We start from the raw sequence: 26,369 nt of genomic DNA, 5'->3' as shown, positions 1-26,369 counted from the left end.
CGCTACACCCTGGAGCTGGATCTGGAAGAGGCCGTTAAGGGCAAAACCGTCAAGATCAACATCCCTGGCCATAAAGAATGTGAAGCCTGTGACGGCAGTGGCGCTGAAAAAGGCTCTCGCCCGGAAAGCTGTGGCACCTGCCAGGGCATGGGCCAGGTCCGGATGCAGCAAGGCTTCTTCACCGTACAGCAAGCCTGTCCTACCTGTCGTGGCTCCGGCCAGATCATCAAGAACCCGTGTAAGAGCTGCCATGGCCAGGGTCGGGTGCGCCAGGAGAAAACCCTCTCGGTCAAGGTGCCGCCAGGTGTTGATACTGGCGACCGTATTCGCCTGTCCGGCGAAGGTGAGATGGGTGTAGACGGAGGGCCTCCTGGAGACCTTTATGTACAGGTCGCCGTTCGTGAGCATTCCATTTTCACCCGTGACGGTCGCAATCTTTACTGCGAAGTGCCCATCAGCATCGTCGACGCCACCCTCGGTGGCGAGCTGGAAGTACCAACGCTGGATGGTCGGGTAAAGCTCAAGATTCCGCCTGAGACCCAGACCGGCAAACTGTTCCGTCTGCGCAACAAAGGCGTCAGCCCGGTCCGCGGTGGCCCGGCCGGTGATTTGTTGTGCCGGGTGATTGTGGAAACGCCGGTGAACCTCACCAAACGCCAGAAAGAACTGCTGGAAGAATTCCAGCAAACCCTGGATGGTAACAACGGAACTCATCATGCCCCCAAGAAAACCTCATGGTTTGAGGGTGTGAAAAACTTCTTCGACGAAATGAAATTCTGAGGGTAGAGCAGATGAGGGTAGCGATCATCGGCGCCGCCGGGCGCATGGGTAAAGTGCTGATCGAAGCTGTCGACGGTACCGAAGGCCTTGAGCTCGGCGCTGCCATCGTCGAGCCGGGCAGCAGTCTGATTGGCGCCGACGCCGGTGAAATGACCGGCATCGGCAAAACCGGCGTAAAAATGGCCGCCAGCCTGGACGACGTCAAAGACGACTTCGACGTACTGGTGGACTTCACCTTCCCGGACCTGACCCTGGAAAACGCGAAGTTTTGCAGCGCTAACGGCAAAATGCTCGTGATCGGTACCACCGGCATGACCGACGCCGAAAAAGAGCAACTGGCCCTGGCCGCCGAAAACACTCCGGTCGTTTTTGCGCCCAACATGAGCGTGGGCGTCAATGTCGTCCTCAACCTGCTGCGCACCGCCGCCGCAACCTTGGGTGATGACTACGACGTGGAAATCATCGAAGCCCACCACCGCCACAAAAAAGACGCCCCCTCGGGCACAGCCCTGCGTATGGGTGAAGTGGTGGCTGATGCTCTCGGTCGCGACCTGAAAGAATGTGCGGTCTATGGCCGCGAAGGCTTCACCGGCGAACGCACCCGCAAGGAAATCGGCTTCGAGACCATCCGCGCCGGCGATGTGGTGGGTGACCACACCGTTCTGTTCGCCACCGAGGGCGAGCGCATTGAGATTACCCACAAGGCGAGCAGCCGGATGACGTTTGCTAAAGGCGCCATGCGTGCGGCGTTGTGGCTGAAGGGTAAGGCGGCAGGTCTTTACGACATGCAGGATGTTCTGAACCTGAAAAGTTGAGGTTGAGCTACATACTCAGAGGCTGCGGGAGCAGGGCACCTTCCCGAAAATTTCGAAGGCCATGGATGGCCGGAGAGAAGCGCACATGGAAGTGCTTGTAGCGGTTTTCGGGAAGGTGCCCTGCTTCCGTGGCCGGAGTTTGCGTCAGGCCGAGAGCAATTCGGCGTGGACAAAAAACGCCAAAATCGCTTACAATAAGGCGATTTGACTGCACCAAGCGTACCTTTGAAAAGTTTATAAAAGCGGGACCGGGTTTTTACCTTGTCTCGCTTTTTTGCAACCTGAGATTATGCGCTTGCGTTCCTGTTCGTGACGAACTTACGCCACTCGATGAGGATACAAGCCTTGAGCACACCAGCAATCCTTGCACTCGCAGACGGAAGCCTCTTCTACGGCACCGCCATCGGCGCAGACGGAGAAACCAGCGGCGAGGTAGTTTTCAACACTGCCATGACCGGCTACCAGGAAATCCTGACCGATCCGTCCTACTCCCGCCAGATCGTTACCCTGACGTATCCGCACATTGGCAACACCGGTGTAAACGAAGAAGACGTAGAATCCGACCGCATCCAGGCCGCTGGCCTGATCATCCGGGATCTGCCCCTGCTCGCCAGCAGCTGGCGAAACAAGGGTAGCCTTGATGACTACCTGCGAAGCAACAACATTGTTGGCATTGCGGACATCGACACCCGCCGACTGACCCGCATCCTCCGGGACAAGGGCTCCCAGCATGGGGCCATCGTCGCTGGTGAAAACGCCACTGCCGAACGCGCACTGGAACTGGCTAACGCCTTTCCCGGCCTCAAAGGCATGGACCTGGCCAAAGAAGTCACCTGCAGCGAAGCCTACCAGTGGAACCAGGCCGAGTGGGATCTGGTAAACGGCTACAGTGACCGCTCCGAAGACAGGTTCAAGGTGGTGGCCTGGGATTACGGCGTAAAATACAACATTCTGCGGATGCTCGCGGCCCGCGGTTGCGAGATCACCGTCGTGCCTGCGCAAACCCCGGCCTCTGATGTACTGGCGATGAACCCCGATGGCATCTTCCTGTCCAACGGCCCGGGCGACCCCGAGCCCTGCGACTATGCTATCAAGGCCATTCAGGAAGTGCTGGAAACCGAGATTCCGGTATTCGGCATCTGCCTGGGCCACCAGCTACTGGCCCTGGCCAGTGGTGCAAAAACCATGAAAATGGGCCACGGCCACCACGGTGCCAACCATCCGGTGCAGGACATTGCCAAAGGCACTGTGATGATTACCAGTCAGAACCACGGCTTTGCTGTGGATGAAACAACCCTGCCCGCCAACGTGGAAGCGACTCACAAATCGCTGTTTGACGGCACTCTGCAGGGCATTCGCCGCACCGATAAGCCGGCCTACAGCTTCCAGGGTCACCCGGAAGCCAGCCCGGGGCCCCATGATGTGGCTCCGCTGTTTGACGAGTTTATCCAGCTGATGGAAGCGCGATCTGCCTGAGGGCAAGGCCATCAACGATAGCTCACCGGCGCTGAATACCGCGCTGCAAGAATTCAAAAGTTGCTGACAGGTTTACCAAGACATGCCAAAACGTACCGACATTAAAAGCATCCTGATCCTGGGCGCCGGCCCCATCGTGATCGGGCAGGCGTGCGAATTCGACTACTCCGGAGCCCAGGCCTGTAAGGCGCTGCGCGAAGAGGGCTACCGGGTGATCCTGGTGAACTCCAACCCGGCCACCATCATGACCGACCCGGCCATGGCCGATGCCACCTACATCGAGCCGATCACCTGGAAGACGGTCGAAAAGATCATCGAAAAGGAAAAGCCGGACGCCCTGCTGCCCACCATGGGTGGTCAGACTGCACTGAACTGTGCGCTGGACCTGGAAAAGCACGGCGTGTTGGAGAAGCATAGCGTTGAAATGATCGGCGCTAACGCTGACACCATCGACAAGGCCGAAGACCGCGACCGCTTCGACAAGGCCATGAAGAAAATCGGTCTGGAGTGCCCGCGCGCGGCCATCGCCCATTCCATGGACGAAGCCTGGAAGATCTCCGAAGACATCGGTTTCCCGTGCATCATCCGTCCATCGTTCACCATGGGTGGTTCCGGCGGTGGTATCGCCTACAACAAGGACGAGTTCGAGGAAATCTGTACTCGTGGCCTGGACCTGTCGCCGACCAACGAACTGCTGATCGACGAATCCCTGATCGGCTGGAAAGAGTACGAGATGGAAGTTGTTCGCGACAAGAACGACAACTGCATCATCGTCTGTGCCATCGAGAACTTCGACGCCATGGGCGTGCACACCGGTGATTCCATTACGGTGGCCCCGGCCCAGACCCTCACCGACAAGGAATACCAGATCATGCGGAACGCCTCCCTGGCGGTCCTGCGGGAAATCGGTGTGGAAACCGGCGGCTCCAACGTCCAGTTCGGCATCAATCCGGACACCGGCCGCATGGTCGTTATCGAGATGAACCCCCGGGTGTCCCGTTCCTCAGCGCTGGCGTCCAAGGCCACTGGCTTCCCGATCGCCAAGGTGGCGGCCAAGCTGGCCGTGGGTTACACCCTTGATGAACTGCAGAACGAAATCACCGGCGGCGTCACCCCGGCCTCGTTCGAGCCGTCCATTGATTACGTGGTTACCAAGATTCCCCGGTTTACCTTCGAAAAATTCCCCCAGGCCGACGCCCGCCTGACCACCCAGATGAAGTCTGTGGGTGAGGTTATGGCCATTGGTCGGACCTTCCAGGAGTCGGTGCAAAAGGCATTGCGTGGCCTGGAAGTGGGTTCCGAAGGCTTCGATGAAAAGCTGGAAGATCTGGACTCCGAAAACAGCCGCGAAACCCTGACCCGGGAGTTGAACGTGCCTGGTGCCGAGCGAATCTGGTACATTGGCGATGCCTTCCGCGCCGGCATGACCGTGGACGAAGTGTTCCGCCATACCAAGGTAGACCCCTGGTACCTGGTGCAGATCGAGGACATCGTGCGCGAAGAACAGGCCCTCAAGTCGGCCGGTAAGGCCGATATCGACAAGGCCACCCTGTTCCGCCTCAAGCGCAAGGGCTTCTCCGATGCCCGCCTGGCCAAGCTGCTGGGCATTTCCGAAGTCAGCCTGCGCAAGCTACGCCATGATCTTGGCATCCGCCCGGTGTACAAGCGCGTGGATACCTGTGCGGCGGAATTTGCCTCCGATACCGCCTACATGTACTCCACCTATGAGGAAGAGTGCGAGGCAGAGCCGAGCGATCGCGAGAAGATTGTGGTCATCGGCGGTGGCCCCAACCGCATTGGTCAGGGCATCGAATTCGACTACTGCTGTGTGCACGCGGCCCTGGCCATGCGCGAGGATGGCTACGAGACCATCATGATCAACTGCAACCCGGAGACCGTGTCGACTGATTACGACACCTCCGACCGGTTGTATTTTGAGCCGATCACCCTGGAAGACGTGCTGGAAATCATCAACGTCGAGAAGCCCAAGGGCGTAATCGTCCAGTATGGCGGTCAGACTCCGCTGAAACTGGCCCGTGGCCTGGAAGCCGCCGGTGTGCCCATTATCGGCACCAGTCCGGACGCCATTGACCGCGCCGAAGACCGCGAGCGCTTCCAGCAGATGATCCAGCGCCTGGGTCTGAAGCAGCCGGAAAACGCCACTGTGCGCAGCCACGAGGAAGGCATCGTGGCTGCCCGCGAGATTGGCTACCCGCTGGTGGTGCGCCCGTCGTACGTGCTGGGTGGCCGGGCCATGGAGATCGTCTATGACGAAACCGAACTGGTGCGCTACATGCGTAACGCGGTGCTGGTCTCCAATGACAGCCCGGTTCTGCTTGATCACTTCCTGAATGCTGCCATCGAGGTCGATATTGATGCGATCAGTGACGGCACTGATGTTGTGATCGGCGGTATCATGCAGCACATTGAGCAGGCTGGTGTTCACTCTGGTGATTCCGCCTGCTCCCTGCCGCCCTACAGCCTGAGCAAGCAGGTGCAGGACGAGATGCGCGAGGCCGTGAAAAAAATGGCCATCGAGCTGGATGTTATCGGCCTGATGAACGTGCAGCTGGCCTATCAGGATGGTGAGATCTACGTGATCGAAGTGAACCCGCGTGCCTCACGGACCGTGCCGTTTGTGTCCAAGGCTATCGGGGTGTCTCTGGCCGCGGTTGCGGCCCGGGTGATGTCCGGCAAGAGCCTGAAAGAACTGAACTTTACTCAGGAAATCGTGCCGGCCTACTACGCCGTTAAAGAGTCCGTGTTCCCGTTCAACAAATTCCCGGCCGTGGACCCGATCCTCGGGCCGGAAATGAAATCCACCGGTGAGGTGATGGGGTTGGGCGACAGCTTTGATGAAGCCTTTGCCAAGGCCGCTCTGGCCGTGGGTGAACGGTTGCCGGCCCAGGGCGTGGCCTTCATGTCGGTGCGCGATGTGGACAAGCCGGGTGCGGCCAGTGTTGCCCGCGACCTGGTGGATGCTGGCTTCAGGATTATTGCCACCACTGGCACCGCCAAGGCGCTGGAAGCCGAAGGTATCGCCGTTGAGCGGGTGAACAAGGTTCGCGAGGGTCGCCCGCACATTGTCGATGCCATCAAGAATGGTCAGGTTCAGCTGATTATCAATACTACGGAAGGTCGCAAGGCGATTTCTGATTCGGCGCAGATTCGCCAGTCTGCCTTGCAGACCAAAGTAACCTACACAACCACACTGGCAGGTGGCGAAGCCTTCTGCCGGGCCATCAAGTTTGGCCCGGAGCGCACCGTTCGTCGCCTCCAGGAACTACACGCAGGAAAGTAAGGCTATGGCTGACAGAGTACCGATGACCAAGACGGGCGAAGACCGTCTGCGTGAGGAGCTGAAAAAGCTGAAGTCCGAAGATCGGCCGCGGGTGATCGCGGCCATTGCCGATGCCCGTGAGCACGGCGATCTGAAGGAAAATGCTGAGTATCATGCGGCCCGGGAGCAGCAGAGCTTTATCGAAGGTCGCATTCAGGAAATCGAAGGCAAGCTGTCCGTGGCGCAGGTGATTGATGTGACCACCATGGAGAATACCGGCAAGGTGATCTTCGGCACCACTGTGCATCTGGTCAACATGGAAACCGACGAAGAGGTTACTTACCAGATCGTGGGTGAAGATGAGGCCGACATCAAGGCAGGCAAGCTGTCGGTGTCCTCGCCGATCGCCCGCGCGCTGATTGGTAAGAACGAAGGGGATGTGGTGGCTATCCGTATCCCCTCCGGTACCGTGGAGTACGAGATTTCCGAAGTGGAATATATCTGACTCGGTTGTGCTGATCGGGCGTAAAGAAAAAGCCGGCTCTGGGGAACCAGGCCGGCTTTTTCGCGTCTCAGCTTACGCTTATTTGTTGCGCAGCAGATTCGACAGCTTGGGGTTCGGTTTCTTCGCACGACGCAGAATGACGGCGATTTTACCGATCGTCTGGACCAGTTCGGCGCCGGAGCTTTCGCACAGAGCCTGAATGGCTTCCTGGCGGACTTCGCGATCCTGGCTGGCGACTTTGATCTTGATCAGCTCATGGTCGTTCAGGGCACGGTCCAGTTCGTCCTGCAGCCCTTCAGACAGGCCTTTGTCGCCAACGATGATGACGGGCTTCAGGTTGTGGGCAATAGCCCGGTATTCCCGGCGCTGTTCCGGTGACAGACTCATGATGTAATCTCTTAATAGGTGCAATTAACAAAAGGTCAGCGGTGATTCCGCTGGCAACCACGTATAATTCAGCGATTGTAACAGATAGCGACTCATGACAAATGGCCGTATTCACTTACAGAGGGTGTTGTAATTCCGGTCATGGCGTCCCATATAGGTAGTATCGCGATCGGTTCCGGATGGGCCGTTTCTGGTTTACCGGCGTACAATTGGTGTAAGGTGTCGGAAAAGGGTTGGCGGCCTTCAGGCGCTGATCCTGCAATTCACAGGTGATGATCCTTGAACGATATGGCAAAAAATCTGGTTCTCTGGCTAATCATAGCCGCCGTGCTGCTGATGGTGTTTCAGAATTTCTCTCCCACCACCACCGGCCAACAAGTTAACTATTCCCAGTTTGTCGAGATGGTCCAGCAGGGCCAGGTACGGCAGGTGACCATTGACGGTCTGCAGGTGCAGGGTGTCCGCAACGACGGCTCCCAGTTCCAGAGCATCCGGCCGCAGGTGTCTGACAACAAGCTGATGGATGACCTGCTCGCCAACAACGTCGAAGTGATCGGCAAGGAGCCCGAGCGCCAGAGCCTGTGGACGCAGCTGCTGGTAGCCGCGTTCCCGATTCTGATCATCATTGCATTGTTCGTGTTCTTCATGCGCCAGATGCAGGGCGGCGGTGGCGGCAAAGGCCCCATGTCGTTCGGCAAGAGCAAGGCGCGCCTGATGAGTGAAGACCAGATCAAAACCACGTTTTCCGATGTCGCGGGTGTCGACGAAGCCAAGGAAGACGTGAAAGAGCTGGTGGATTTCCTCCGGGATCCGAGCAAGTTCCAGCGCCTTGGTGGTCGCATCCCGAAGGGCGTATTGATGGTGGGCCCTCCCGGTACCGGTAAAACCCTGCTTGCCAAGGCCATCGCGGGCGAGGCCAAGGTGCCGTTCTTCTCTATCTCCGGCTCCGACTTTGTGGAAATGTTTGTGGGCGTGGGTGCCTCCCGTGTTCGCGACATGTTCGAGCAGGCGAAAAAACAAAGCCCGTGCATTATCTTCATTGATGAGATCGATGCGGTTGGCCGTCACCGTGGTGCTGGTATGGGCGGTGGTCACGACGAGCGTGAGCAGACCCTCAACCAGTTGCTGGTGGAAATGGACGGCTTCGAAGGCAATGAAGGCGTTATCGTCATTGCCGCCACCAACCGTCCGGACGTGCTGGACCCGGCGTTGTTGCGCCCTGGCCGGTTCGATCGCCAGGTGGTGGTGAGCCTGCCGGACATCATTGGCCGTGAGCAGATTTTGAAAGTGCATATGAAAAAAGTGCCGCTGGCTGATGGCATTGATCCTGCCGTCATCGCGCGGGGTACGCCAGGCTTCTCCGGTGCCGATCTTGCCAACCTGGTTAACGAAGCGGCTCTGTTTGCGGCCCGTCGTAACCAGCGCCTGGTCTCCATGGAAGAGCTGGAGCTGGCCAAGGACAAGATCATGATGGGCGCCGAGCGCAAGTCCATGGTGATGAGTGAGAAGGAAAAGCGGAACACGGCTTACCATGAGTCCGGCCATGCCATTGTTGGCCGCCTGATGCCTGAGCATGATCCGGTCTACAAAGTGAGTATTATTCCTCGTGGCCGCGCCCTGGGTGTGACCATGTTCCTCCCGGAAGAGGACAAGTACAGCCATTCCAAACGCTATCTGATCAGCTCGATCTGTAGCCTGTTTGGTGGCCGTATCGCGGAAGAGCTGACCCTGGGCTTCGATGGTGTCACCACTGGTGCGTCCAACGACATCGAGCGGGCCACGAGCCTGGCCCGGAACATGGTGACCCGCTGGGGGCTGTCCGAGAAGCTTGGCCCTTTGCAGTACGACACCGATAGCGAGGAACCCTTCCTCGGCCGTTCCGCGGGGCAGGCACATACGGTGTACTCGCCGGAGACCGCCCAGCGGATTGACGAGGAAGTTCGCAACATCATTGATGAGTGCTACGAAAAGGCCAAGCAGATCCTGATTGATAACCGGGACAAGCTGGACATGATGGCCGAAGCACTTATGAAGTATGAAACCATCGATCGTTACCAGATTGACGACATCATGGCTGGCAAGGAACCTCGGCCGCCCAAGAACTGGGGTGACAGTGGTCCTGCCGGAGGCGTCAAGGCTGAAGAGCCTGAGCAGGCGCCGGAGCCTAGAAGCTCCGACGACGGCCGGCAACCCGGTGTAGGGCGTCCGGCCGGCGAGCACTGACTCGCCGTCAAAGCCTGAGTAACTGAATGCGCCGCCCGGGCTCCCGGGCGGCGTTTGTTTTTGTCTCTCCGAAAACTCTGCCTGTGGAAGTCGCGTTATGAAAATGAACTTTGCCGGTCGCGAACTGGATCTGTCTCGGTGCCACGTGATGGGTATTCTGAATGTCACCCCCGATTCGTTTTCCGATGGCGGACGCTTTAATTCCAGGGAATCGGCGCTTGTGCGGGCCAGGCAGATGGTCAATGACGGCGCTTCTTTTATTGATGTTGGAGGTGAGTCGACTCGCCCCGGCGCAAACGAAGTCTCGACCCAGGAAGAGCTGGACCGCGTATGCCCGGTGGTCGAAGCCATTGCCAAAGAGTTGGATACCGTGATTTCGGTGGATACCAGCAATCCTGTGGTGATGGCTGAAACCGCTCGGCTGGGTGCCGGCCTGATCAACGATGTCCGCGCCCTGCAGCGCGAAGGCGCGCCCGAAGTGGCCGCAAAGGCCGGCATTCCGGTGTGCATCATGCATATTCAGGGTGAGCCGGATAGCATGCAGGACGATCCCCGATACCGGAATGTGCGTCGGGAAGTCAGCTCTTTTCTGACGGAGCGTATGCGGGTGGCTGAGCAGGCCGGTGTTCGTGCCGATAACATTATTCTTGATCCCGGCTTTGGCTTCGGCAAGAGCGTGGAGCATAACTATCAGCTGCTCGCCAGCCTTGAGCAGTTGCATATTCTCGGGCATCCATTGCTTGTCGGGGTCTCGCGAAAATCCATGCTGGGTGCGGTCACGGGTCGCGATGTGAATGAAAGGTTGCCGGCCAGCCTCGCTGCCGCGACAATATCGGCCATGAAAGGGGCGAGCATCCTCAGGGTGCACGACGTTAGGGAAACTGTGGACGCCGTCAGGATCGTAACGGCAGTGAAGGAGGCAATCTGATGACCCAGCGCAAATACTTTGGTACCGATGGCATTCGTGGCCGGGTCGGAGACAGTCCGATTACGCCGGAGTTCATGCTGCATCTGGGGTGGGCTGCGGGGCAGGCATTCAAGCGTGCGGGCCAGCGCAACAGCGTACTGATCGGCAAGGATACCCGTTTGTCTGGCTATATGTTCGAATCGGCGCTGGAGGCTGGTCTGGCCGCGGCGGGTGTTGATGTGAAGTTGCTGGGGCCGATGCCGACACCGGCGATTGCCTACCTCACGCGAACTTTCCGGGCATCTGCCGGAATTGTCATCAGTGCCTCCCACAACCCTCATCATGATAACGGCATCAAATTCTTTTCTTCTGCCGGTACCAAACTGGACGACGCCCTGGAAGCCGAGATTGAGCGCTGGCTGGACCAGCCTATCGAAGTGTGTGAGCCGGAAGAACTGGGCAAGGCGAGCCGGGTAGACGATGCGCCCGGTCGCTATGTGGAGTTCTGCAAAAGTACTGTGCCAAACGAGTTTACTCTCGACGGCATGCACCTGGTGCTTGACTGTGCTCACGGTGCTACCTACCACGTGGCGCCCAAAGTGTTCCGTGAGCTGGGGGCGAAAGTGACGGTGATTGGCGCCGAGCCAGATGGCTTGAACATCAACCTGAATGTTGGCTCTACCCATCTGGGCGCGCTGAAACAGGCGGTTGCCGAGAAAAAGGCTGATCTTGGTATTGCCTTCGACGGTGACGGCGACCGGGTGTTGATGGTGGATCGTGATGGTTCCGAAGTGGATGGCGACGAACTGTTGTATATCCTGGCTTCCCAGCGCCAGGCAGAAGGACGGCTGAACGGTGGTGTGGTTGGTACGTTAATGACCAACCTGGGTGTTGAGTTGGCTCTGCGCGAAATCGGCGTCGAGTTCGAGCGGGCCAAGGTTGGCGATCGTTATGTGATGGAGCGCCTGTTGGCCAATAACTGGCTGATTGGAGGCGAGGGTTCCGGGCATATGGTGATCCGGGATTGCACCACCACGGGTGACGGTATTGTCTCTGCGTTGCAGGTACTGCTGGCAGTGCGGAAGTCCGGCAAGACTATGGGAGAACTGCGGGCAGGTATGAGCAAGCTGCCGCAGAAAATGATCAACGTACGCGTTGCCGAACGGTTTGATCCGTTGGGTAGGGCGGATATTGTTGAGGCCATGGCGCGGGCAGAGGCTTCGCTGGGTGATGCCGGGCGCATTCTGCTGCGGGCATCCGGCACCGAGCCGCTGATCAGAGTGATGGCCGAGGGCCAGAGCGCGGACGATATTACCCGGGTAGTGGAAGAGCTTGCCCTGGTGGTGGAGCGCTCAACACCCTGATTTCGAAGGGTGGTTGTGTACCGCGGGTGACTGCTGTATAGTTCCGCCTCCCTTTTGCTCGGGACTGTCGAGGACAGAGATGCGTCGCAGAATTGTTGCCGGAAACTGGAAAATGAACGGGTCGAAAGATCTGGTGAAACAGCTGGTTGGCGCAGTTTGCGAGCAGTCCGGTAATGTTGGCAAAGATGTGGAGGTGGTTATTATCCCTCCTGCGATCTATCTGGGCCAGGTTGCTGAGCAGGGAGGTGGGCGGATCACTACCGGTGCACAGAACGTGTCCCAGTGGCAATCTGGCGCATACACCGGAGAAATCTCCGCCGAAATGGCCCGCGATATGGGGTGTGGTTATGTGCTGGTGGGGCATTCCGAGCGCCGGCAGTTGTTTGGTGAGACGGATTCTGTGGCAGCCGCCAAGGTTGAGCAGGTTCTGTTGAGTGGCTTGGTTGCGGTGCTGTGTGTAGGTGAAACGCTCGCGGAGCGGGAAGCCGGTCAAGCCGAAGCGGTGGTTGCCGAGCAGGTTCGCAACGGGCTGGCAGTTGTAGCTGGCGACCAGTGGTCCAGGGTTGTTGTGGCGTATGAGCCGGTCTGGGCTATCGGAACCGGAAAAACCGCGACGGCAGACGATGCCCAGGCCATGCATTCGGAAATCCGCAAGGTGCTGGATGGTATGAATGCACCGGCTAAAGAGATTTCGGTACTTTACGGCGGCAGTGTAAAAGCGGATAATGCTGCCGCTTTGTTTGCAGAGCCGGATATTGATGGCGGTCTCATCGGTGGTGCATCGTTGAAGGCCGAAGAATTTATCAGCATTTGCCGGTCTTTCCCGGCAGGTGTCTAAGCCGACACGTTTACGAGAGTCTGTATGGATTGGTTGGAAACACTGGTAGTTGTTGTTCACGTCGTGATCGCCGTGTCGCTGGTGGGCCTGGTTCTGATCCAGCAGGGCAAGGGTGCAGACGCCGGAGCGGCTTTCGGTGGTGGTGCGTCCCAGACCGTGTTTGGTAGTCAGGGCAGCGGAAGCTTCCTGACGCGGATGACCACTTTTATGGCGGTTATCTTTTTTGTGACAAGTTTTTCGCTGGCAATTTTTGCCAAGCAGCGCGCCGAAGTGGCTGGCGAGGCAGGTATTCCGGTTGTTCAGGAATCGTCTCAGGCAGGTGCGCAAGCTGGGCAGGCTCCCTCTGCTGATGAGCCTGCAGCTAACAGCGAATCCGAGGGTGGGGACGCGCTCCCCGAACTCGAGTAAAGAATGATGCCCGGGTGGTGAAACTGGTAGACACGCCATCTTGAGGGGGTGGTAGCGAAAGCTGTGCCGGTTCGAGTCCGGCCCCGGGCACCATATTAAAAGAAGACGGCTTGGCAAACCCAGGCCGTTTTTTTTGGTCAGTCCTTGACCAGTCCGCGTGGCGTCACTATACTCCCGCGGATATTGGAGCCTGCGAGCATCGAGGCTTCCAGGCAGGCCAGGTGTCTGTCGGCAGAGCGCTTGAAAGGGTTGGCGCTTTGCGAATTCTTGCAACAAAAGGCCCCATGTTTCAGGGGCTTTTTGATTAAGGGGCCTGGCGCAAAGGGCCCTGGTGCATAAAAGGGCTGATTAACAGCCCTTTTTTTGTTTTTGTACCCTGAAAATTCGGAAACGGAGGCGGCGACACTTGTCAGCCAAACTGAAACAACTGGAAGACATCCTGCGCCCGGTGGTCGAGGGTCTGGGTTATGAGTTCTGGGGAATTGAATTCCGCTCCCATGGACACCATTCCAAGCTTCGGGTGTTTATTGATGATGCCGAGAACGGCATCGCGATCGACGACTGCGAGAAAGTCAGTCGTCAGGTCAGCGGGGTAATGGATGTGGAAGACCCCATCCAGACAGAATATACGCTGGAAGTGTCTTCGCCCGGTATGGACCGGCCGCTGTTCCGGCTGGAGCAGTACGAGGCATTTATTGGTCATAAAGTGCAGATCAAGCTGCGTATGGCGTTTGAGGGCCGGCGCAAATTCCTGGGCCTGATCAAAGGGGTGGAGGGCGAAGACGTGGTAGTTGTAGTAGATGACCACGAATACCTGTTGCCCTTCGACAGTATCGAAAAAGCCAACATCGTGCCGGTTTTCGAGTGACACATTCGAATAAATCTATAGATGTATCGTTTATTTTGAGGGCAGGGCAATCCCATGAGTAAAGAGATCTTGCTGGTAGTGGAATCCGTCTCGAACGAGAAAGGTGTCGAGAAGGATGTGATTTTCGAGGCGATTGAACTCGCGCTCGCTACCGCTGCCAAGAAACGTTATGAAGACGAAGAGGCGGATATCCGGGTTGCCATTGATCGCCGCACCGGAGAATACGAAACCTTCCGACGCTGGCTGGTGGTCGACAATGATGCCGTTCCTGCGTTGGGCACTGAGCTGACCCTGCAGGAAGCGGAAGAGATCGACACCAATCTGAAGCCGGGTGATATGTACGAAGAGAAGGTGGAGTCTGTGGCGTTCGGGCGCATTGGTGCCCAGGCGGCCAAGCAGATCATCTTCCAGAAAGTGCGCGAAGCCGAGCGCATGAAGATTGTCGACAGCTACCGCGATCGTATCGGTGAGCTGGTGTCCGGTACCGTCAAGAAGGTGACCCGGGACAATGTGATTGTGGATCTGGGTGGCAACGCAGAAGCTCTGCTTCCCCGTGAGCACCTGATTCCCCGTGAAACCTTCCGGATGGGCGATCGCGTTCGTGCTCTGCTGCTGGAGATTCGCACCGATCATCGCGGACCACAGCTGATTCTGAGCCGTACCGATTCGCAAATGCTGATCGAGCTTTTCCGCATCGAGGTTCCCGAGATTGCCGAGGAGCTGATCGAGATTCGCGGTGCCGCTCGCGATCCGGGCTCCCGGGCCAAGATAGCGGTGAAGACCAACGACCGCCGTATTGACCCGGTTGGCGCTTGTGTGGGTATGCGGGGCTCCCGCGTACAGGCAGTGTCTAATGAGCTGGGCGGTGAGCGTGTGGATATCGTGCTTTACGACGATAACCCGGCTCAGTTGGTCATCAACGCGATGGCGCCTGCTGAGGTGGCCTCCATTGTCATGGATGAAGACCGTCACACCATGGATGTAGCCGTTGCCGAAGATAACCTGGCGCAGGCCATCGGCCGGAACGGCCAGAACGTTCGTCTGGCGACCGAGCTGACCGGTTGGACCCTGAACGTGATGACGGAAGAAGAAGCCGGTGAGCGCCAGGAGCAGGAATACAACCGCCTGCTTGAACACTTTACCGCTCATCTGGATGTTGATGAAGAATTTGCCGGTGTTCTTATCGAGGAAGGCTTTACCTCCATTGAAGAGGTGGCCTACGTACCGATGGAAGAAATGCTGGCGATTGAGGGCTTTGACGAGGAAACCGTCACTGAATTGCGCCGTCGTGCCAAAGACGTATTGCTGAACCAGGCGCTGGCCAGTGAAGAAGCCCTGGAGGGCGCTGAGCCCGAAGACGATCTTCTGAATATGGACGGCATGGACCGGGCGCTGGCATTCAAGCTTGCCGGCATGGGCGTGCGCACAATGGAAGATCTGGCGGAGCAGTCGATTGATGAGCTGCTCGAAATTGAAGGTATGGATGAAGAGCGTGCTGGTCAATTGATTATGACTGCGCGCGCACCCTGGTTTGAAGACCAGGCCTGATTCGGGAGAGGAGGACCAGTATGGCTGAAGTAACGGTAAAACAACTGGCCGCAGATGTAGGCGCTCCCGTGGATCGTTTGCTGAAGCAGATCGTGGAAGCGGGCCTGAAAGCCCGCAGCGAAAACGACGCTGTCACCAGCGATGAGAAGCAGCAGTTGCTGGCCTATCTGAGAAAAAACCATGGCGAGGCGGAAGCTGAACCGCGGAAGATTACACTCAAGCGCAAGACCACGACGACGCTTAAGGCCGGCAAGGCCAAGACTGTCAACGTAGAAGTGCGCAAGCGCCGCACCTATATCAAGCGTGCAGAGCTGCAACCCGAACCGGAAGCTGAGGCGCCGGTAGCGGAAGAGCCGGTACAGGCACCGGCCGAAGAGCAGGCACCGGTGGAAGAAACGCCGAAGGTCGCAGCGGAAGCTGCACCTGCCGAAGCCCCCGAAACGGAAGCTCCGGCCGCAGCGGAAACCGAAGCCAAAGCTGCTCCGGAACCTGCTGCAGAATCCGCAGAGCCTGCCATCGCGCCGGAGGATATTCCCATGCCTCCGCCTGAGGATGAAGGTCGGGATCGCAAGCCGAAGAAGAAAAAAGAGAAGGTGCGTGAGCGCGGCGATGATATTGAAGAAGGCAAGCCGAAGAAGAAGCAGGCTGGCCATCGCGGTCCTCGCAGCCGTCCGGTAGAAGAACCGGTAGTACTGAGCGAAGACGAAGAGGAAACCACTCTTCGCAAGCCGCTGCGGGCCAAAAAGAAACCGAAAGAAAAGCGTCATGCTTTCGAGAGGCCCACAAAGCCCATGGTCAGAGAAGTACAGATTCCGGAAACCATCACCGTTGGTGATCTCGCCCAGCGCATGGCCGTCAAGTCCGCTGATGTTATCAAGACCCTGATGGGTATGGGGGTGATGGCAACCATCAATCAGGCGCTGGATCAGGAAACGGCGATCCTGGTTACCGAAGAGCTGGGTCACAAGCCCAAGGCGGTGAGTGAGGATGCCTTCGAAGAGGAAGTTCTGAGCGAAATCACCGGCCCGGATGAAGGCAAAGAGAAGATCAAGCGCGCGCCGGTTGTCAGTGTTATGGGTCACGTTGACCATGGCAAGACCTCGCTGCTGGACCATATCCGCCGCGCCAAGGTTGCTGCCGGTGAGTCCGGTGGTATTACCCAGCACATTGGTGCTTACCATGTAGAAACTGAACACGGCATGGTGTCCTTCCTGGATACCCCGGGCCACGCCGCATTTACCGCCATGCGTGCTCGTGGTGCCCAGTGTACCGACATCGTTATCCTGGTGGTGGCAGCCGACGACGGTGTTATGCCTCAAACCAAGGAAGCCGTTGAGCACGCCCGTTCTGCCGGCGTACCGATCGTGGTTGCCATCAACAAGATGGACAAGGAAGAAGCCGATCCGGACCGCATCAAGAACGAGCTTTCAGCTCTGGAAGTCATTCCGGAAGACTGGGGTGGCGACGTTCAGTTCGTGCCTGTTTCTGCACACACTGGTATGGGCATCGATGACCTGCTGGAAGCCGTCTTGCTGCAGGCTGAAATCCTTGAGCTGGAAGCGTCCCCGGATGCAGCGGCGAAAGGTGTTGTGGTTGAATCCAGCCTGGAACGCGGCCGTGGTTCTGTTGCTACCGTGCTGGTTCAGAACGGTACGCTTCGCCAGGGCGACATGGTGGTGGCCGGTTCCTTCTTCGGTAAGGTGCGCGCCATGACAGACGAAGCCGGGCGCCAGGTGAAAGAAGCTGGCCCGTCGATTCCGGTCGAGATTCTGGGCCTGAACGGCACGCCAGACGCCGGTGACGAATTCTTCGCTGTGGCAGACGAGAAAAAAGCCAAAGAGCTGGCTGAATTCCGTCAGACCCGTGAGCGTGAGCAACGTCTCCAGCGCCAGCAAGCTGCCAAGCTCGAGAACATGTTCGAGAATATGGGCAAGGACGAGGTCAAGACCCTCAACGTGGTGCTCAAGACTGACGTGCGTGGTTCTCTGGAAGCCATTACCAAGGCCCTGCAGGACCTGGGCAACGACGAGGTTCAGGTGAAGATTGTTTCGTCTGGTGTTGGCGGTATCGCCGAGACCGACGTCAGCCTGGCCATGGCCACCAACGCCGTTATTTTCGGTTTCAACGTGCGTGCGGATACCGCATCCAAGCGTCTGGTTGAGCAGGAAGGTCTGGATCTGCGCTACTACAGCATCATCTATAACCTGATTGATGATGTGAAAGCGGCTTTGACAGGCATGCTCAAGCCGGAATTCCGCGAAGATATTGTGGGCATTGCCGATGTGCGTGACGTATTCCGTTCGCCGAAATTCGGTCAGGTGGCTGGCTGTATGGTGACTGAGGGCACCGTATACCGTAATAAGCCGATCCGCGTACTGCGTGACAACGTGGTGATCTTTGAAGGCGAGCTGGAATCCCTGCGTCGCTTCAAGGACGATGTGGCGGAAGTTCGCAACGGTATGGAATGTGGTATCGGTGTTAAAGGCTACGACGTGAAAGTGGGTGACCAGATCGAAGTGTTCGATCGCGTCCGTGTTGAACGTCAGCTTGAGTCCACGGGGGCCTGATGGCACGGGAATACAGTCGCGTAGATCGCATCGGCGATCAGATGCAGCGAGAGCTGGCGCAGCTGATCCAGCGCGAGGTGAAGGATCCTCGCGTTGGTATGGTCACGGTTAATGATGTGAAAGTCAGCCGTGACCTCGGCTATGCCGATATCTATATTTCGTTGCTGTCCACCGAGGAGCTCACCGAAGATTCACCCGAAGTGCAGGACTCCCTGACGGTGTTGAACAAGGCCTCCGGGTTTCTGCGCGGGCAGGTTGGTCGCGCCATGAAATTGCGTGTGGTGCCCCATCTGCGGTTTCACTTCGACAAACTGTTGGGGCAGAGCCGCAAGATGGATCGCCTGATCCGCGAAGCGGTTGGCGACAAGCCTGCCGTGCCCCGGGACGATAATGATGACCCGGTTTCCGATAACCCGGAGCGTGACGCTTGAGCCGAAGACGCAAAGGCCGTGACGTAAACGGCATCCTGGTAATCGACAAGCCCCAGGGCGTTACCTCCAACGGGATTCTGCAGCAGGTCAAGCGCCTGTATGGTGCGGCGAAGGCCGGCCATACCGGTGCGCTTGATCCGCTCGCCACTGGCGTGCTGCCCCTGTGTTTTGGTGAGGCCACCAAGTTCTCCCAGACCATGCTGGACAGTGACAAGGCGTATATCACCACCGCACGCCTGGGCATCCGGACAGAAACCGGAGACAGCGAAGGGGCTGTGGTGGAGGAAAAGTCGGTTCCCCACTTCAGTGAGGAAGAAGTGGAGGCCGTACTGGCCCGGTTCCGTGGCGACATTCAGCAAGTGCCCTCCATGTACTCGGCTCTGAAGCATCAGGGCAAACCACTGTACGAATACGCCCGCGAGGGTATCGAAATTGAGCGCCCGGCCAGGCCGGTGACCATTTACGAGCTCAAATTGTTGGCGGTTCGGGAACAGGAGCTGGATCTTGCGGTTACCTGTACCAAGGGTACGTATATCCGCTCACTGGTTGAGGATATTGGTGAGGTTCTGGGCTGTGGAGCTCATGTCAGTGCTCTGCGTCGCACCCTGGCCTCCGGCTACACCCTGGCAAATGCCCACGATGTCAAAGACCTGGAAGCCATGCGCGAGCGCGGGGAAAGCCTGGATGGCCTGCTGTTGCCGCCGGAAACCGCCCTCACCATGTTTCCCGAGTACCGATTGTCCGGCGTGCCGCTGGTATCGATCTTGAACGGACAACCGGTTAGAATACCGGGTCAGCCTTTTGAAGGTTTCGTCCGCCTGTATGGCGAGCATTCCTTCGTAGGGCTGGCAGAAGCATTGCCGGAAGGCGATGGCACTCAACTGGTGCCTCGCCGTCTGGTCAAGAACAGCAAACGGTAAACGCCTTTTGCTGATTAGCCGGGCTGTAGAGATGCGCGGTTCGGCTGAATAGGTATGCATCGCAACCAATGAGGTGAAATATGGCACTGTCTGCCAGTGAGAAAGCTCAGATCGTTAAAGATTTTCAGCAAGGTGATGGCGATACCGGTTCCCCTGAGGTTCAGGTAGCTCTGCTGAGCGCCAACATCAACAAGCTGCAGGATCACTTCAAGGCCAACAAGCAGGATCACCATTCCCGCCGCGGCCTGATCCGGATGGTAAACCAGCGTCGTAAGCTGCTGGACTACCTCAAGCGTAAAAACGCTGACCGTTACCTGGACCTGATCCAGCGTCTGGGTCTGCGTCGCTAATCCGGTTTAGCGACCTGATGGCTGGCCCGGGGGTTCCCGGGTTCAGCCGTGCTTCTCTCCCGCTCCCTGCCTTGCTCATTCCGAACAAGCAGGAAGCGTTTTTTGCTGCAGTTGATTTGTCTGTGAAACCGAAGGATTTTCCCTGTCACAATGGAAAGCCGCTATTGATAGCAGGTTGTTGAAAAGCCCGGGAACTCTGGCCGGGGTTTTGCAACAGCCTGTTAGCTTTCAGACGGGTTGCCTTTCGGTTCACTGATCAGACTGCTGCAGTTGTTGGAAAATGGCGAATGAATGGGTCATTGGCCAGAATCAAAACCGCTGAAAATGCAGGAGTTTATTGTGGAACTGCAACCACGTATCAAGACATTTGAAATGGGTGGGGAAACCTTCACCCTGGAAACCGGTCGTATTGCCCGTCAGGCAACCGGCGCGGTACTGGTAAGCACCGGCGACACTGCCGTTCTGGGCACCGTTGTTGGCGCCAAAGAGCCCAAGCCGGGCCAGGGCTTCTTCCCCCTGACTGTGAACTACCAGGAAAAAACCTACGCCGCCGGTAAAATCCCGGGTGGCTTCTTCAAGCGTGAAGGTCGTCCGTCCGAGAAAGAGACCCTGACCTCCCGCCTGATCGACCGTCCGATTCGCCCGCTGTTCCCGAACGGCTACATGAACGAAGTTCAGGTTGTGCTGACGGTTATGTCTGCCAGCAAGAACCACGATCCGGATATCGCTGCCATGATTGCTGCATCTGCAGCCCTGGCCATCTCCGGTATCCCGTTCGACGGCCCGATTGGTGCTGCCCGTGTGGGTTACACCAACGAGAAAGGCTACTTCCTGAACCCGACCTTCGAAGAGCTCAGCACTTCCCTGCTGGACATGGTTGTGGCCGGTACCGACGAAGCGGTGCTGATGGTTGAGTCCGAGGCCAAAGGCCTGACAGAGGACCAGATGCTGGGCGCCGTACTGTTCGGCCACCAGGAAATGCAGACTGCGATCACTGCCATCAAGGAATTTGCTGCCGAGAACGGCAAGCCGCGCTGGGAATGGCAGCCCGAGGCGGAAAACACTGAGCTGCTGAACGCCATCAAGGCCGAGTTCGGTGGTGCCATCGAAGAAGCCTACGCGATTCGCGACAAGATGGCCCGTTACGAGCGTCTGGGTGAGATCAAATCTGCTGCCGTTGAAAAACTGGCCGGTGAAGAAGAAGGCCAGCCTTCCGAAGAGGAAGTGAAGAAGTACTTCGGCAAGGTCGAGAAGTCTGTCGTTCGTCTGCAGGTTATCGAAGGCAAGCCGCGTATCGATGGCCGTGACAACAAGACCGTTCGCCCGATCAAGGTGGAAGTTGGCGTACTGCCGTCCGTTCACGGTTCCGCCCTGTTCACCCGTGGTGAGACTCAGGCTATCGTTACCGCCACGCTGGGTACCACCCGTGACGTGCAGATCATCGATGCCCTGGAAGGTGAGCGCAAGGACCCGTTCCTGTTCCACTACAACTTCCCTCCGTACTCCGTAGGTGAAGCTGGCCGTATGGGTAGCCCGGGCCGTCGTGAAATTGGTCACGGTCGTCTGGCCAAGCGTGGTGTAGCCGCGGTTATGCCGACCATCGAAGAGTTCCCGTATGCCATTCGTGCGGTGTCCGAGATCACTGAATCCAACGGTTCCAGCTCCATGGCTTCCGTGTGTGGTTCTTCCCTGGCGCTGATGGACGCGGGTGTGCCTCTGAAGGCGCCGGTCGCCGGTATCGCCATGGGTCTGGTCAAGGAAGGCGACAAGTTCGCGGTTCTGACTGACATTCTGGGTGACGAAGACCACCTGGGCGACATGGACTTCAAGGTTGCCGGTACCAAAGACGGCGTCACTGCCCTGCAGATGGACATCAAAATCCAGGGTATTACCGACGAAATCATGGAGATCGCCCTGGAGCAGGCCAACGCTGCGCGTCTGCACATCCTGGACGAGATGAACAAGGTTATCGCCGAGCCTCGCGCTGAACTGTCTGACCGTGCTCCGAGCATCACCACCATCAAGATCCATCCGGACAAGATCCGTGATGTAATCGGTAAAGGTGGCGCCACCATCCGTGGTATCTGCGACGAGACCGGTGCGTCCATCGACCTGGACGACGACGGCAACGTGAAGATCTACGCCGACAACGCTGCGGCCGCCCAGGCTGCCGTGAATCGCGTGAAAGAAATCACTGCCGAGATCGAAGTGGGCGCTATCTACAAGGGCCGCGTTGAGCGCATTGTGGACTTCGGTGCCTTTGTTAACATCCTGCCGGGTAAGGATGGTCTGGTGCACATTTCCCAGATCTCCGAGCGCCGTATCGAGAACGTAACTGACGAGCTGAGCGAAGGTCAGGAAGTTCTGGTCAAGGTGCTGGATGTGGACAACCGTGGTCGCGTTAAGCTGTCCATGAAGGAAGTCAAAGAAGGCGAGCAGCCGACTGACTTCACTGACTAAGATGATTCTTGGTTAGAAAAACCCGCCCGGCTTCAAGCCTGGCGGGTTTTGTCGTTTATGGGCCTTGTAGTTTTAGTGCCTGCAGCGGTTGTGGGAAGCCTTTCCAAAAGACGCTACGAGCACATCCATGTGCGCTTCTTTCGGGCCGTCCATGGCCCTCAAGACTTTTGGAAAGGCTTCCCACAACCGCTGCGCTAGACCTTGTGCTTGCCTCTAAAGGCCTTTTTCCATGAATTCCAGTACTGCCTCCCTGTATGCGGGAATCACAAACGTCGCTGCATGGGGCGTATCGGTCTGCAAGAACTCCTTGGGCTGCTCCGCCGCTTCATACAACCGCACGCCATGCTCGAACGGAATGATGCCATCCCGAACGCTGTGGATAATCATCACCGGCACCGGTGATACACCGGCGATCCTGTCGGTGCCTTCGTAGTCATCCGGGATGGTCCAGCTCAGGGGGTACTGGAACGGCCAGGTGAGCCAGAACAGGTCGAGCTTTTCCCGGGCGATGTAGCGGAAGCCGGAGAAGGTGCCGTCGAGGATGATGCCGTTTAGCTCTGGTTGTTCGTCTCGCTGCACCCATTCGCTGGCCAGGGCGATACCGAGGGCGCCGCCGAGGCTTTGGCCGAGGATATAGAGCGGGTGTTCACTATCGGCGCGGCGTTGGGCCAGCCAGCGCAGTCCGGTTTCCACGTCGTGCAGTGCGCCTTCGATATCGGGGGCGCCGGTGGATTGGCCGTAACCGCGATAATCGATGGTGAACACGTTGTAGCCCTGTTCCGGCAGCCAGGCGGCGTTGAGGATGTGGGCGCTGACGTTCTGGGCGTTGCCGTGCAGGAAGTAGATGGTGCCCTTGGCGGGCTCGTCGGTGAGGGCAGGGAGCCACCAGCCGTGGAGGGTTTCGCCGTCCGCGGTCTTGAGGTAGATGTCTTCGTATTCCAGGTTGAGTCGGTCCGGGGTGATGTAAGTGGCATTGTCCGGATAGAAGAACACGCTGCTGCATCCGGTTTGCAGCAGCGTGGTGATGGCCAGCAGGGTGATGAGAGCCGTTTTGGTATTCAGAAGTAAGCGTGCAGGCCGGCTTGCCATGTGCTTTGGTACCTGTCGTAGTGGTCTTCCCGGGTGAATTTGGCGAATAGGCTGAATTCCCGGCCAATGTGCCAGTTGGCTTCGGCATAAAGCTGGTCTTGCCGGTGTTGGCTGCTGACGATCCAGGCTTTGGTTTTTACGCCAGTCAGCAGGCTGAAGCGGTTGTTCTGGTGCAGCAGGCCGAGGTCTGCGCCCGGGGCGAAATCGTAGCCCCGTTTGATGTCATCATCGATTTCCACATCCGCCGTGGCAATGGCGAAGGCTTGGGTGTTCTTGCCCAGGCTCCAGCTGCCGCCGGCTCCGCCTTCAAGATAGGGGGCCAGTACGCGATCATTGCCGGTGTCCGTGCGGCGGCCGCCAAAGCCAACTTGCCAGGAGATCGGGGCAAAGAACTGGTTCCGGGGGCTCAGGGAGCGTATCTCGACGCCGGTGATCTGTTCCACCTGAAGTTCGTCGTTTTTGTGGTAAAGCCTGGCGTCCAGGCGCAGGAACTGCAGTTGTGCACCGGTACGGTAACCGGCGGGCGGATCCAGTACGTCGTGATAGGCCGGCCGGATGGTCAACTGGGTGAACTCGCTGTGGGCGAGCTGGCCGGAACCGAGGCTCAGGCGAAAGGTGTCATGCCCCTGATCGTCGCGGATCTCCGGTTCGGGCACGTCTGGAAGTTCTGCCGCATCCTCAATCTGGCTGCGGGCGACCAGTAGTTGATGAGACAGCGGCGCCGCGTGTTCCCGGGGCCAGCCTTCGGCTTCGCTCTGGTAGCGTACGTAATCGTACGTGGCATCCAGGAGTTGGGCGCGGTCGTCTTTACCAAGCTTACGCACTTCTGGGTCGTTCACTGCCACGTAGCCATTGGCTAAGGCAGCGGCGATGGTCTGGTGGTCTGAGGGCAGGCTTTCCAGGCTATGGGCTACAGAGGTGGCGGCAGACGGGCGGTAATGGATGCTTTCAAGCAGCCCGGCATCCCTCACCCAGCGCACGGTGTCAGAGGGGATGGCGTGAGTGCTTACTTCGTCGAGCAGGTTCGTGCCCGGGCGGGCGGCGTCGATCAGGGCCAGCAGGCGATAGGCGCAGTTCTCATCGAAGAAATAGTAATCAAAGTTCTTGTCCTGAATTTCCCAGGTATGGGCCAGCAGGGTGTCAACCTCCTGTTGGTCGAGATTCAGGGTGTACTCCCAGAGATCCCGGTGTTCGATGTCGTTGTACAGCCGGATCATTTCGTAATAGGGCTTGATGGAGGTAATGCCTGGATAGCCCCCGAAAATACCCCGATAGGCAAACAACAACTCGCTGTCATGTTCAGCGGCATCGGCTGCGTAGGAAACAGTATTTGCCAGCAGCAGATCGGTTTCTTCGTCATCCTGGGGGGGATCGAGCCGCAAGAAGGTGTGTCCGAACATGGATGAGGGACTGTTCAGATAGGACGCAGCAAACACCAGGGTGACTTTCTCGGTATTCAGTGTGCCTGCCCATTCCTCGAAAGCGGGGCAGTTTACCGGTGTATCCGGCAACTCCAGTTGCTCTCTCAGCCAGGCATCCCGGGCCGGGAATCGACAGCGGGCGTGGCTATCACCACCTCCGGGTTGTTGTATGGCCTCCAGGGTGGCTTCCAGTTCGGCTCTGGGCGATGTCTTGCCGTCGTCACTCAGAAAGAAGGCCGGGTCATCGGCCTGGCTGGAGTAATCGGAACCGAACCTGTCCTGATGATAGTGGCCGAGGGTCAGCCAGGTTGGATGAAGGTGAAGGTTGTCAGGCAGTGTAACGGTTTCTGCCTGTGCCCAGGCGGTACTGCATGCAAGCCATAAAACGGCCTGCCCGGTGCGAAGGGTAAAGCCCATGGAGTTGGTAGTTCCGGATTGGTGGCTCTGGGGTTTGTTCGCCGTCCCTGGCGCCATTCTGTTCCATTGTCGCCAGTGATCAGGCGGCCACGTATTTGCTCAGAGCGTCGTTCTGCTCCAGCAGGGCCACGATGGCGTCTACGGCTTCACCTGAGGTGGTATCAGCGTTGGGGAAAATGGAAGCAAAGTTGTCTTGCAGTACTTTGCGGAAGGTATCACGGTCAGTTTCTTCTACACCCAGCAGGACTGCCAGAGTATCCAGGTTTTCGCCAGAACCGCGGGACATGTCGCGGGCAACCTTATCGATGTTGCTGTCCATGTACATGGCCATGGATTGAACAGACTGGTTGGTCTGGCAACCCAGAGTGCCGGTGGTCATGCCGAAGGTCTGGTTACCGAAGGTTCCGTTGGTGGTAGCGGCCAGGACATGTGGAGCAATGCCGGACTGCCCTTTCCAGATCATGGCACCCACGCCACAGCCGGGCTGTGCGAACGCCATGGAGGAAGCACCAAGAAGAATTGCACCTGCGATCAGTTTTTTCATTATCCACTCCTTTCTGTGGTTATAGCTTTGTCGCATACCCTGCAGCGTTCGAATTCCGTGGCTGCAAGACAACGGCCAGTATCTGGTTTGGTTAAAAGACCGTCTGTTTGAGTATAGATCAAAACCTGAAATCGCAAGTTAAGCCACTGTTAAAAAAGGTAGCGGCCTGATACACGGAAATGTGAACATGTGTTCATATTTCTAAATCGAACAAAAAATCATCTGTTAGCCGCTATTGTTATATAGAGTGTATTTCAGTATAGTGCGCGCGGCCATGAGGGCCATGCAACAACATATGGAGAGTTTGTTTTGAAAAAAGCGCTTATTGCATCAACACTCGTTCTGGCCGGCGCAATGACCGGTTGTTCTTCCCTCAACACCAGCGCTCCTTCGCTGCCGCTGACTGGCGCCGTTCAGAGCGACGTCAAAGCTGACATCGAAGTTGGTGAGAAGATTACTGGTAAGGCTTCTGTAACCCAGCTGTTTGGTCTGCTGACTCTGGGTGATAGCAAGAAATACGCTGACGGCGTTGCCTACGGCGTGGGTTCCACTGGCGGTGCTCTGCCCCTGCCGATCGGTGGCGCCAGCCTGGTAGAGAAGGTTAAGTCTTCTGCTGCCTACAACGCTGTGACCGAATCTGGTGCAGACGTGATCGTGGCTCCGCGTTACACCGTTGAGCAAAACGGCTATGGTTTCTTCGGAACCATCGACGTAACCGTTGAAGGCTACAAGGGCACCATCAAGAGCATCAAGTAAGCTGCTTTTGTGAGT

Annotated in this window: 22 protein-coding genes and 1 tRNA gene; 19 read left to right on the top strand and 4 right to left on the bottom strand. The window is 57.7% G+C overall.

The window, feature by feature from the left end; all coding sequences use genetic code 11:
- The 5 genes from B3Y70_RS15780 to greA all read left to right on the top strand — a co-directional run.
- A partial coding sequence (locus B3Y70_RS15780; protein ID WP_288590067.1) for a molecular chaperone DnaJ occupies positions 1-780 on the top strand: 780 nt, incomplete at its 5' end.
- An 11-nt stretch (positions 781-791) separates the two neighbouring features.
- Positions 792-1,595 (top strand): 4-hydroxy-tetrahydrodipicolinate reductase, encoded by an 804-nt coding sequence (gene dapB / locus B3Y70_RS15775; protein WP_023011654.1) that lies wholly within the window; start codon positions 792-794, stop codon positions 1,593-1,595.
- Positions 1,596-1,940: 345 nt separating this feature from the next.
- Positions 1,941-3,071 (top strand): glutamine-hydrolyzing carbamoyl-phosphate synthase small subunit, encoded by a 1,131-nt coding sequence (gene carA, locus B3Y70_RS15770; protein ID WP_023011652.1) that lies wholly within the window; start codon positions 1,941-1,943, stop codon positions 3,069-3,071.
- An 82-nt stretch (positions 3,072-3,153) separates the two neighbouring features.
- Complete coding sequence (gene carB / locus B3Y70_RS15765) at positions 3,154-6,372, top strand: carbamoyl-phosphate synthase large subunit (protein WP_286715590.1); 3,219 nt, start codon at positions 3,154-3,156, stop codon at positions 6,370-6,372.
- 4 nt (positions 6,373-6,376) lie between these two features.
- Positions 6,377-6,856, top strand: coding sequence for a transcription elongation factor GreA (gene greA / locus B3Y70_RS15760; protein ID WP_022991279.1), 480 nt, complete (start codon positions 6,377-6,379; stop codon positions 6,854-6,856).
- A gap of 78 nt (positions 6,857-6,934) precedes the next feature.
- Here greA and yhbY read toward each other — a convergent pair whose 3' ends face one another.
- Positions 6,935-7,243: a ribosome assembly RNA-binding protein YhbY gene (yhbY, locus tag B3Y70_RS15755; protein WP_011786768.1), complete on the bottom strand. Its 309-nt coding sequence runs from the start codon at positions 7,241-7,243 to the stop codon at positions 6,935-6,937.
- A gap of 279 nt (positions 7,244-7,522) precedes the next feature.
- Here yhbY and ftsH point away from each other — a divergent pair, with 279 nt between their 5' ends.
- From ftsH to pnp, 13 genes are all read left to right on the top strand, one after another.
- Positions 7,523-9,466, top strand: a complete 1,944-nt coding sequence (ftsH, locus tag B3Y70_RS15750) for an ATP-dependent zinc metalloprotease FtsH (RefSeq protein ID WP_181800037.1) — start codon at positions 7,523-7,525, stop codon at positions 9,464-9,466.
- Between the two features lie 97 nt (positions 9,467-9,563).
- Complete coding sequence (gene folP / locus B3Y70_RS15745) at positions 9,564-10,394, top strand: dihydropteroate synthase (RefSeq protein ID WP_286715588.1); 831 nt, start codon at positions 9,564-9,566, stop codon at positions 10,392-10,394.
- Positions 10,394-11,737, top strand: a complete 1,344-nt coding sequence (gene glmM, locus B3Y70_RS15740) for a phosphoglucosamine mutase (RefSeq protein WP_011786765.1) — start codon at positions 10,394-10,396, stop codon at positions 11,735-11,737. Before folP ends, glmM begins: the two co-directional genes overlap by 1 nt.
- Positions 11,738-11,816: 79 nt before the next feature.
- Positions 11,817-12,575: a triose-phosphate isomerase gene (gene tpiA, locus B3Y70_RS15735; RefSeq protein ID WP_286715586.1), complete on the top strand. Its 759-nt coding sequence runs from the start codon at positions 11,817-11,819 to the stop codon at positions 12,573-12,575.
- Positions 12,576-12,599: 24 nt separating this feature from the next.
- Positions 12,600-12,983, top strand: coding sequence for a preprotein translocase subunit SecG (gene secG / locus B3Y70_RS15730; protein WP_273031439.1), 384 nt, complete (start codon positions 12,600-12,602; stop codon positions 12,981-12,983).
- Positions 12,984-12,991: 8 nt separating this feature from the next.
- Positions 12,992-13,076 (top strand) — tRNA-Leu (locus tag B3Y70_RS15725).
- Positions 13,077-13,389: 313 nt separating this feature from the next.
- On the top strand, positions 13,390-13,851 hold the full coding sequence (gene rimP / locus B3Y70_RS15720) for a ribosome maturation factor RimP (RefSeq protein ID WP_273031441.1): 462 nt from the start codon (positions 13,390-13,392) through the stop codon (positions 13,849-13,851).
- Positions 13,852-13,905: 54 nt separating this feature from the next.
- On the top strand, positions 13,906-15,399 hold the full coding sequence (nusA, locus tag B3Y70_RS15715; protein WP_011786761.1) for a transcription termination factor NusA: 1,494 nt from the start codon (positions 13,906-13,908) through the stop codon (positions 15,397-15,399).
- Between the two features lie 20 nt (positions 15,400-15,419).
- On the top strand, positions 15,420-17,966 hold the full coding sequence (gene infB, locus B3Y70_RS15710) for a translation initiation factor IF-2 (protein WP_014422593.1): 2,547 nt from the start codon (positions 15,420-15,422) through the stop codon (positions 17,964-17,966).
- Positions 17,966-18,397, top strand: a complete 432-nt coding sequence (rbfA, locus tag B3Y70_RS15705) for a 30S ribosome-binding factor RbfA (RefSeq protein ID WP_011786759.1) — start codon at positions 17,966-17,968, stop codon at positions 18,395-18,397. Before infB ends, rbfA begins: the two co-directional genes overlap by 1 nt.
- Entirely contained in the window at positions 18,394-19,317 is a 924-nt protein-coding gene (truB, locus tag B3Y70_RS15700) for a tRNA pseudouridine(55) synthase TruB (RefSeq protein WP_153740561.1), read from the top strand. The genes rbfA and truB overlap by 4 nt, the downstream gene beginning before the upstream one ends.
- Positions 19,318-19,397: 80 nt before the next feature.
- Positions 19,398-19,667 carry a 30S ribosomal protein S15 gene (gene rpsO, locus B3Y70_RS15695; protein ID WP_014422591.1) on the top strand — a complete coding sequence of 90 codons (270 nt, stop codon included), beginning with the start codon at positions 19,398-19,400 and terminating at the stop codon, positions 19,665-19,667.
- Between the two features lie 345 nt (positions 19,668-20,012).
- Positions 20,013-22,127 carry a polyribonucleotide nucleotidyltransferase gene (pnp, locus tag B3Y70_RS15690; RefSeq protein WP_286894258.1) on the top strand — a complete coding sequence of 705 codons (2,115 nt, stop codon included), beginning with the start codon at positions 20,013-20,015 and terminating at the stop codon, positions 22,125-22,127.
- A 213-nt stretch (positions 22,128-22,340) separates the two neighbouring features.
- Here the strand turns inward: pnp and B3Y70_RS15685 are convergent, their stop codons facing one another.
- The 3 genes from B3Y70_RS15685 to B3Y70_RS15675 form a co-directional block, all read right to left on the bottom strand.
- Complete coding sequence (locus B3Y70_RS15685) at positions 22,341-23,216, bottom strand: alpha/beta hydrolase (protein WP_199452708.1); 876 nt, start codon at positions 23,214-23,216, stop codon at positions 22,341-22,343.
- A complete protein-coding gene (locus B3Y70_RS15680; RefSeq protein WP_199452772.1) occupies positions 23,186-25,054 on the bottom strand; it encodes a DUF4105 domain-containing protein in 1,869 nt (622 codons plus the stop codon). Before B3Y70_RS15680 ends, B3Y70_RS15685 begins: the two co-directional genes overlap by 31 nt.
- Positions 25,055-25,133: 79 nt before the next feature.
- Positions 25,134-25,598: a DUF3015 domain-containing protein gene (locus B3Y70_RS15675; RefSeq protein ID WP_011786753.1), complete on the bottom strand. Its 465-nt coding sequence runs from the start codon at positions 25,596-25,598 to the stop codon at positions 25,134-25,136.
- Positions 25,599-25,907: 309 nt separating this feature from the next.
- On the opposite strand from B3Y70_RS15675, the gene B3Y70_RS15670 reads away from it, so the two are divergent.
- On the top strand, positions 25,908-26,354 hold the full coding sequence (locus tag B3Y70_RS15670) for a hypothetical protein (protein ID WP_226538126.1): 447 nt from the start codon (positions 25,908-25,910) through the stop codon (positions 26,352-26,354).
- Positions 26,355-26,369 lie beyond the last annotated feature (15 nt).

The organism is Marinobacter sp. UBA5687, assembly GCF_002420325.1.
In the GTDB taxonomy this organism is placed as follows: domain Bacteria; phylum Pseudomonadota; class Gammaproteobacteria; order Pseudomonadales; family Oleiphilaceae; genus Marinobacter; species Marinobacter nauticus.
The sequence above is the reverse complement of the archived record's forward strand: the minus strand, read 5'-3'. Positions and strand labels throughout refer to the sequence as shown.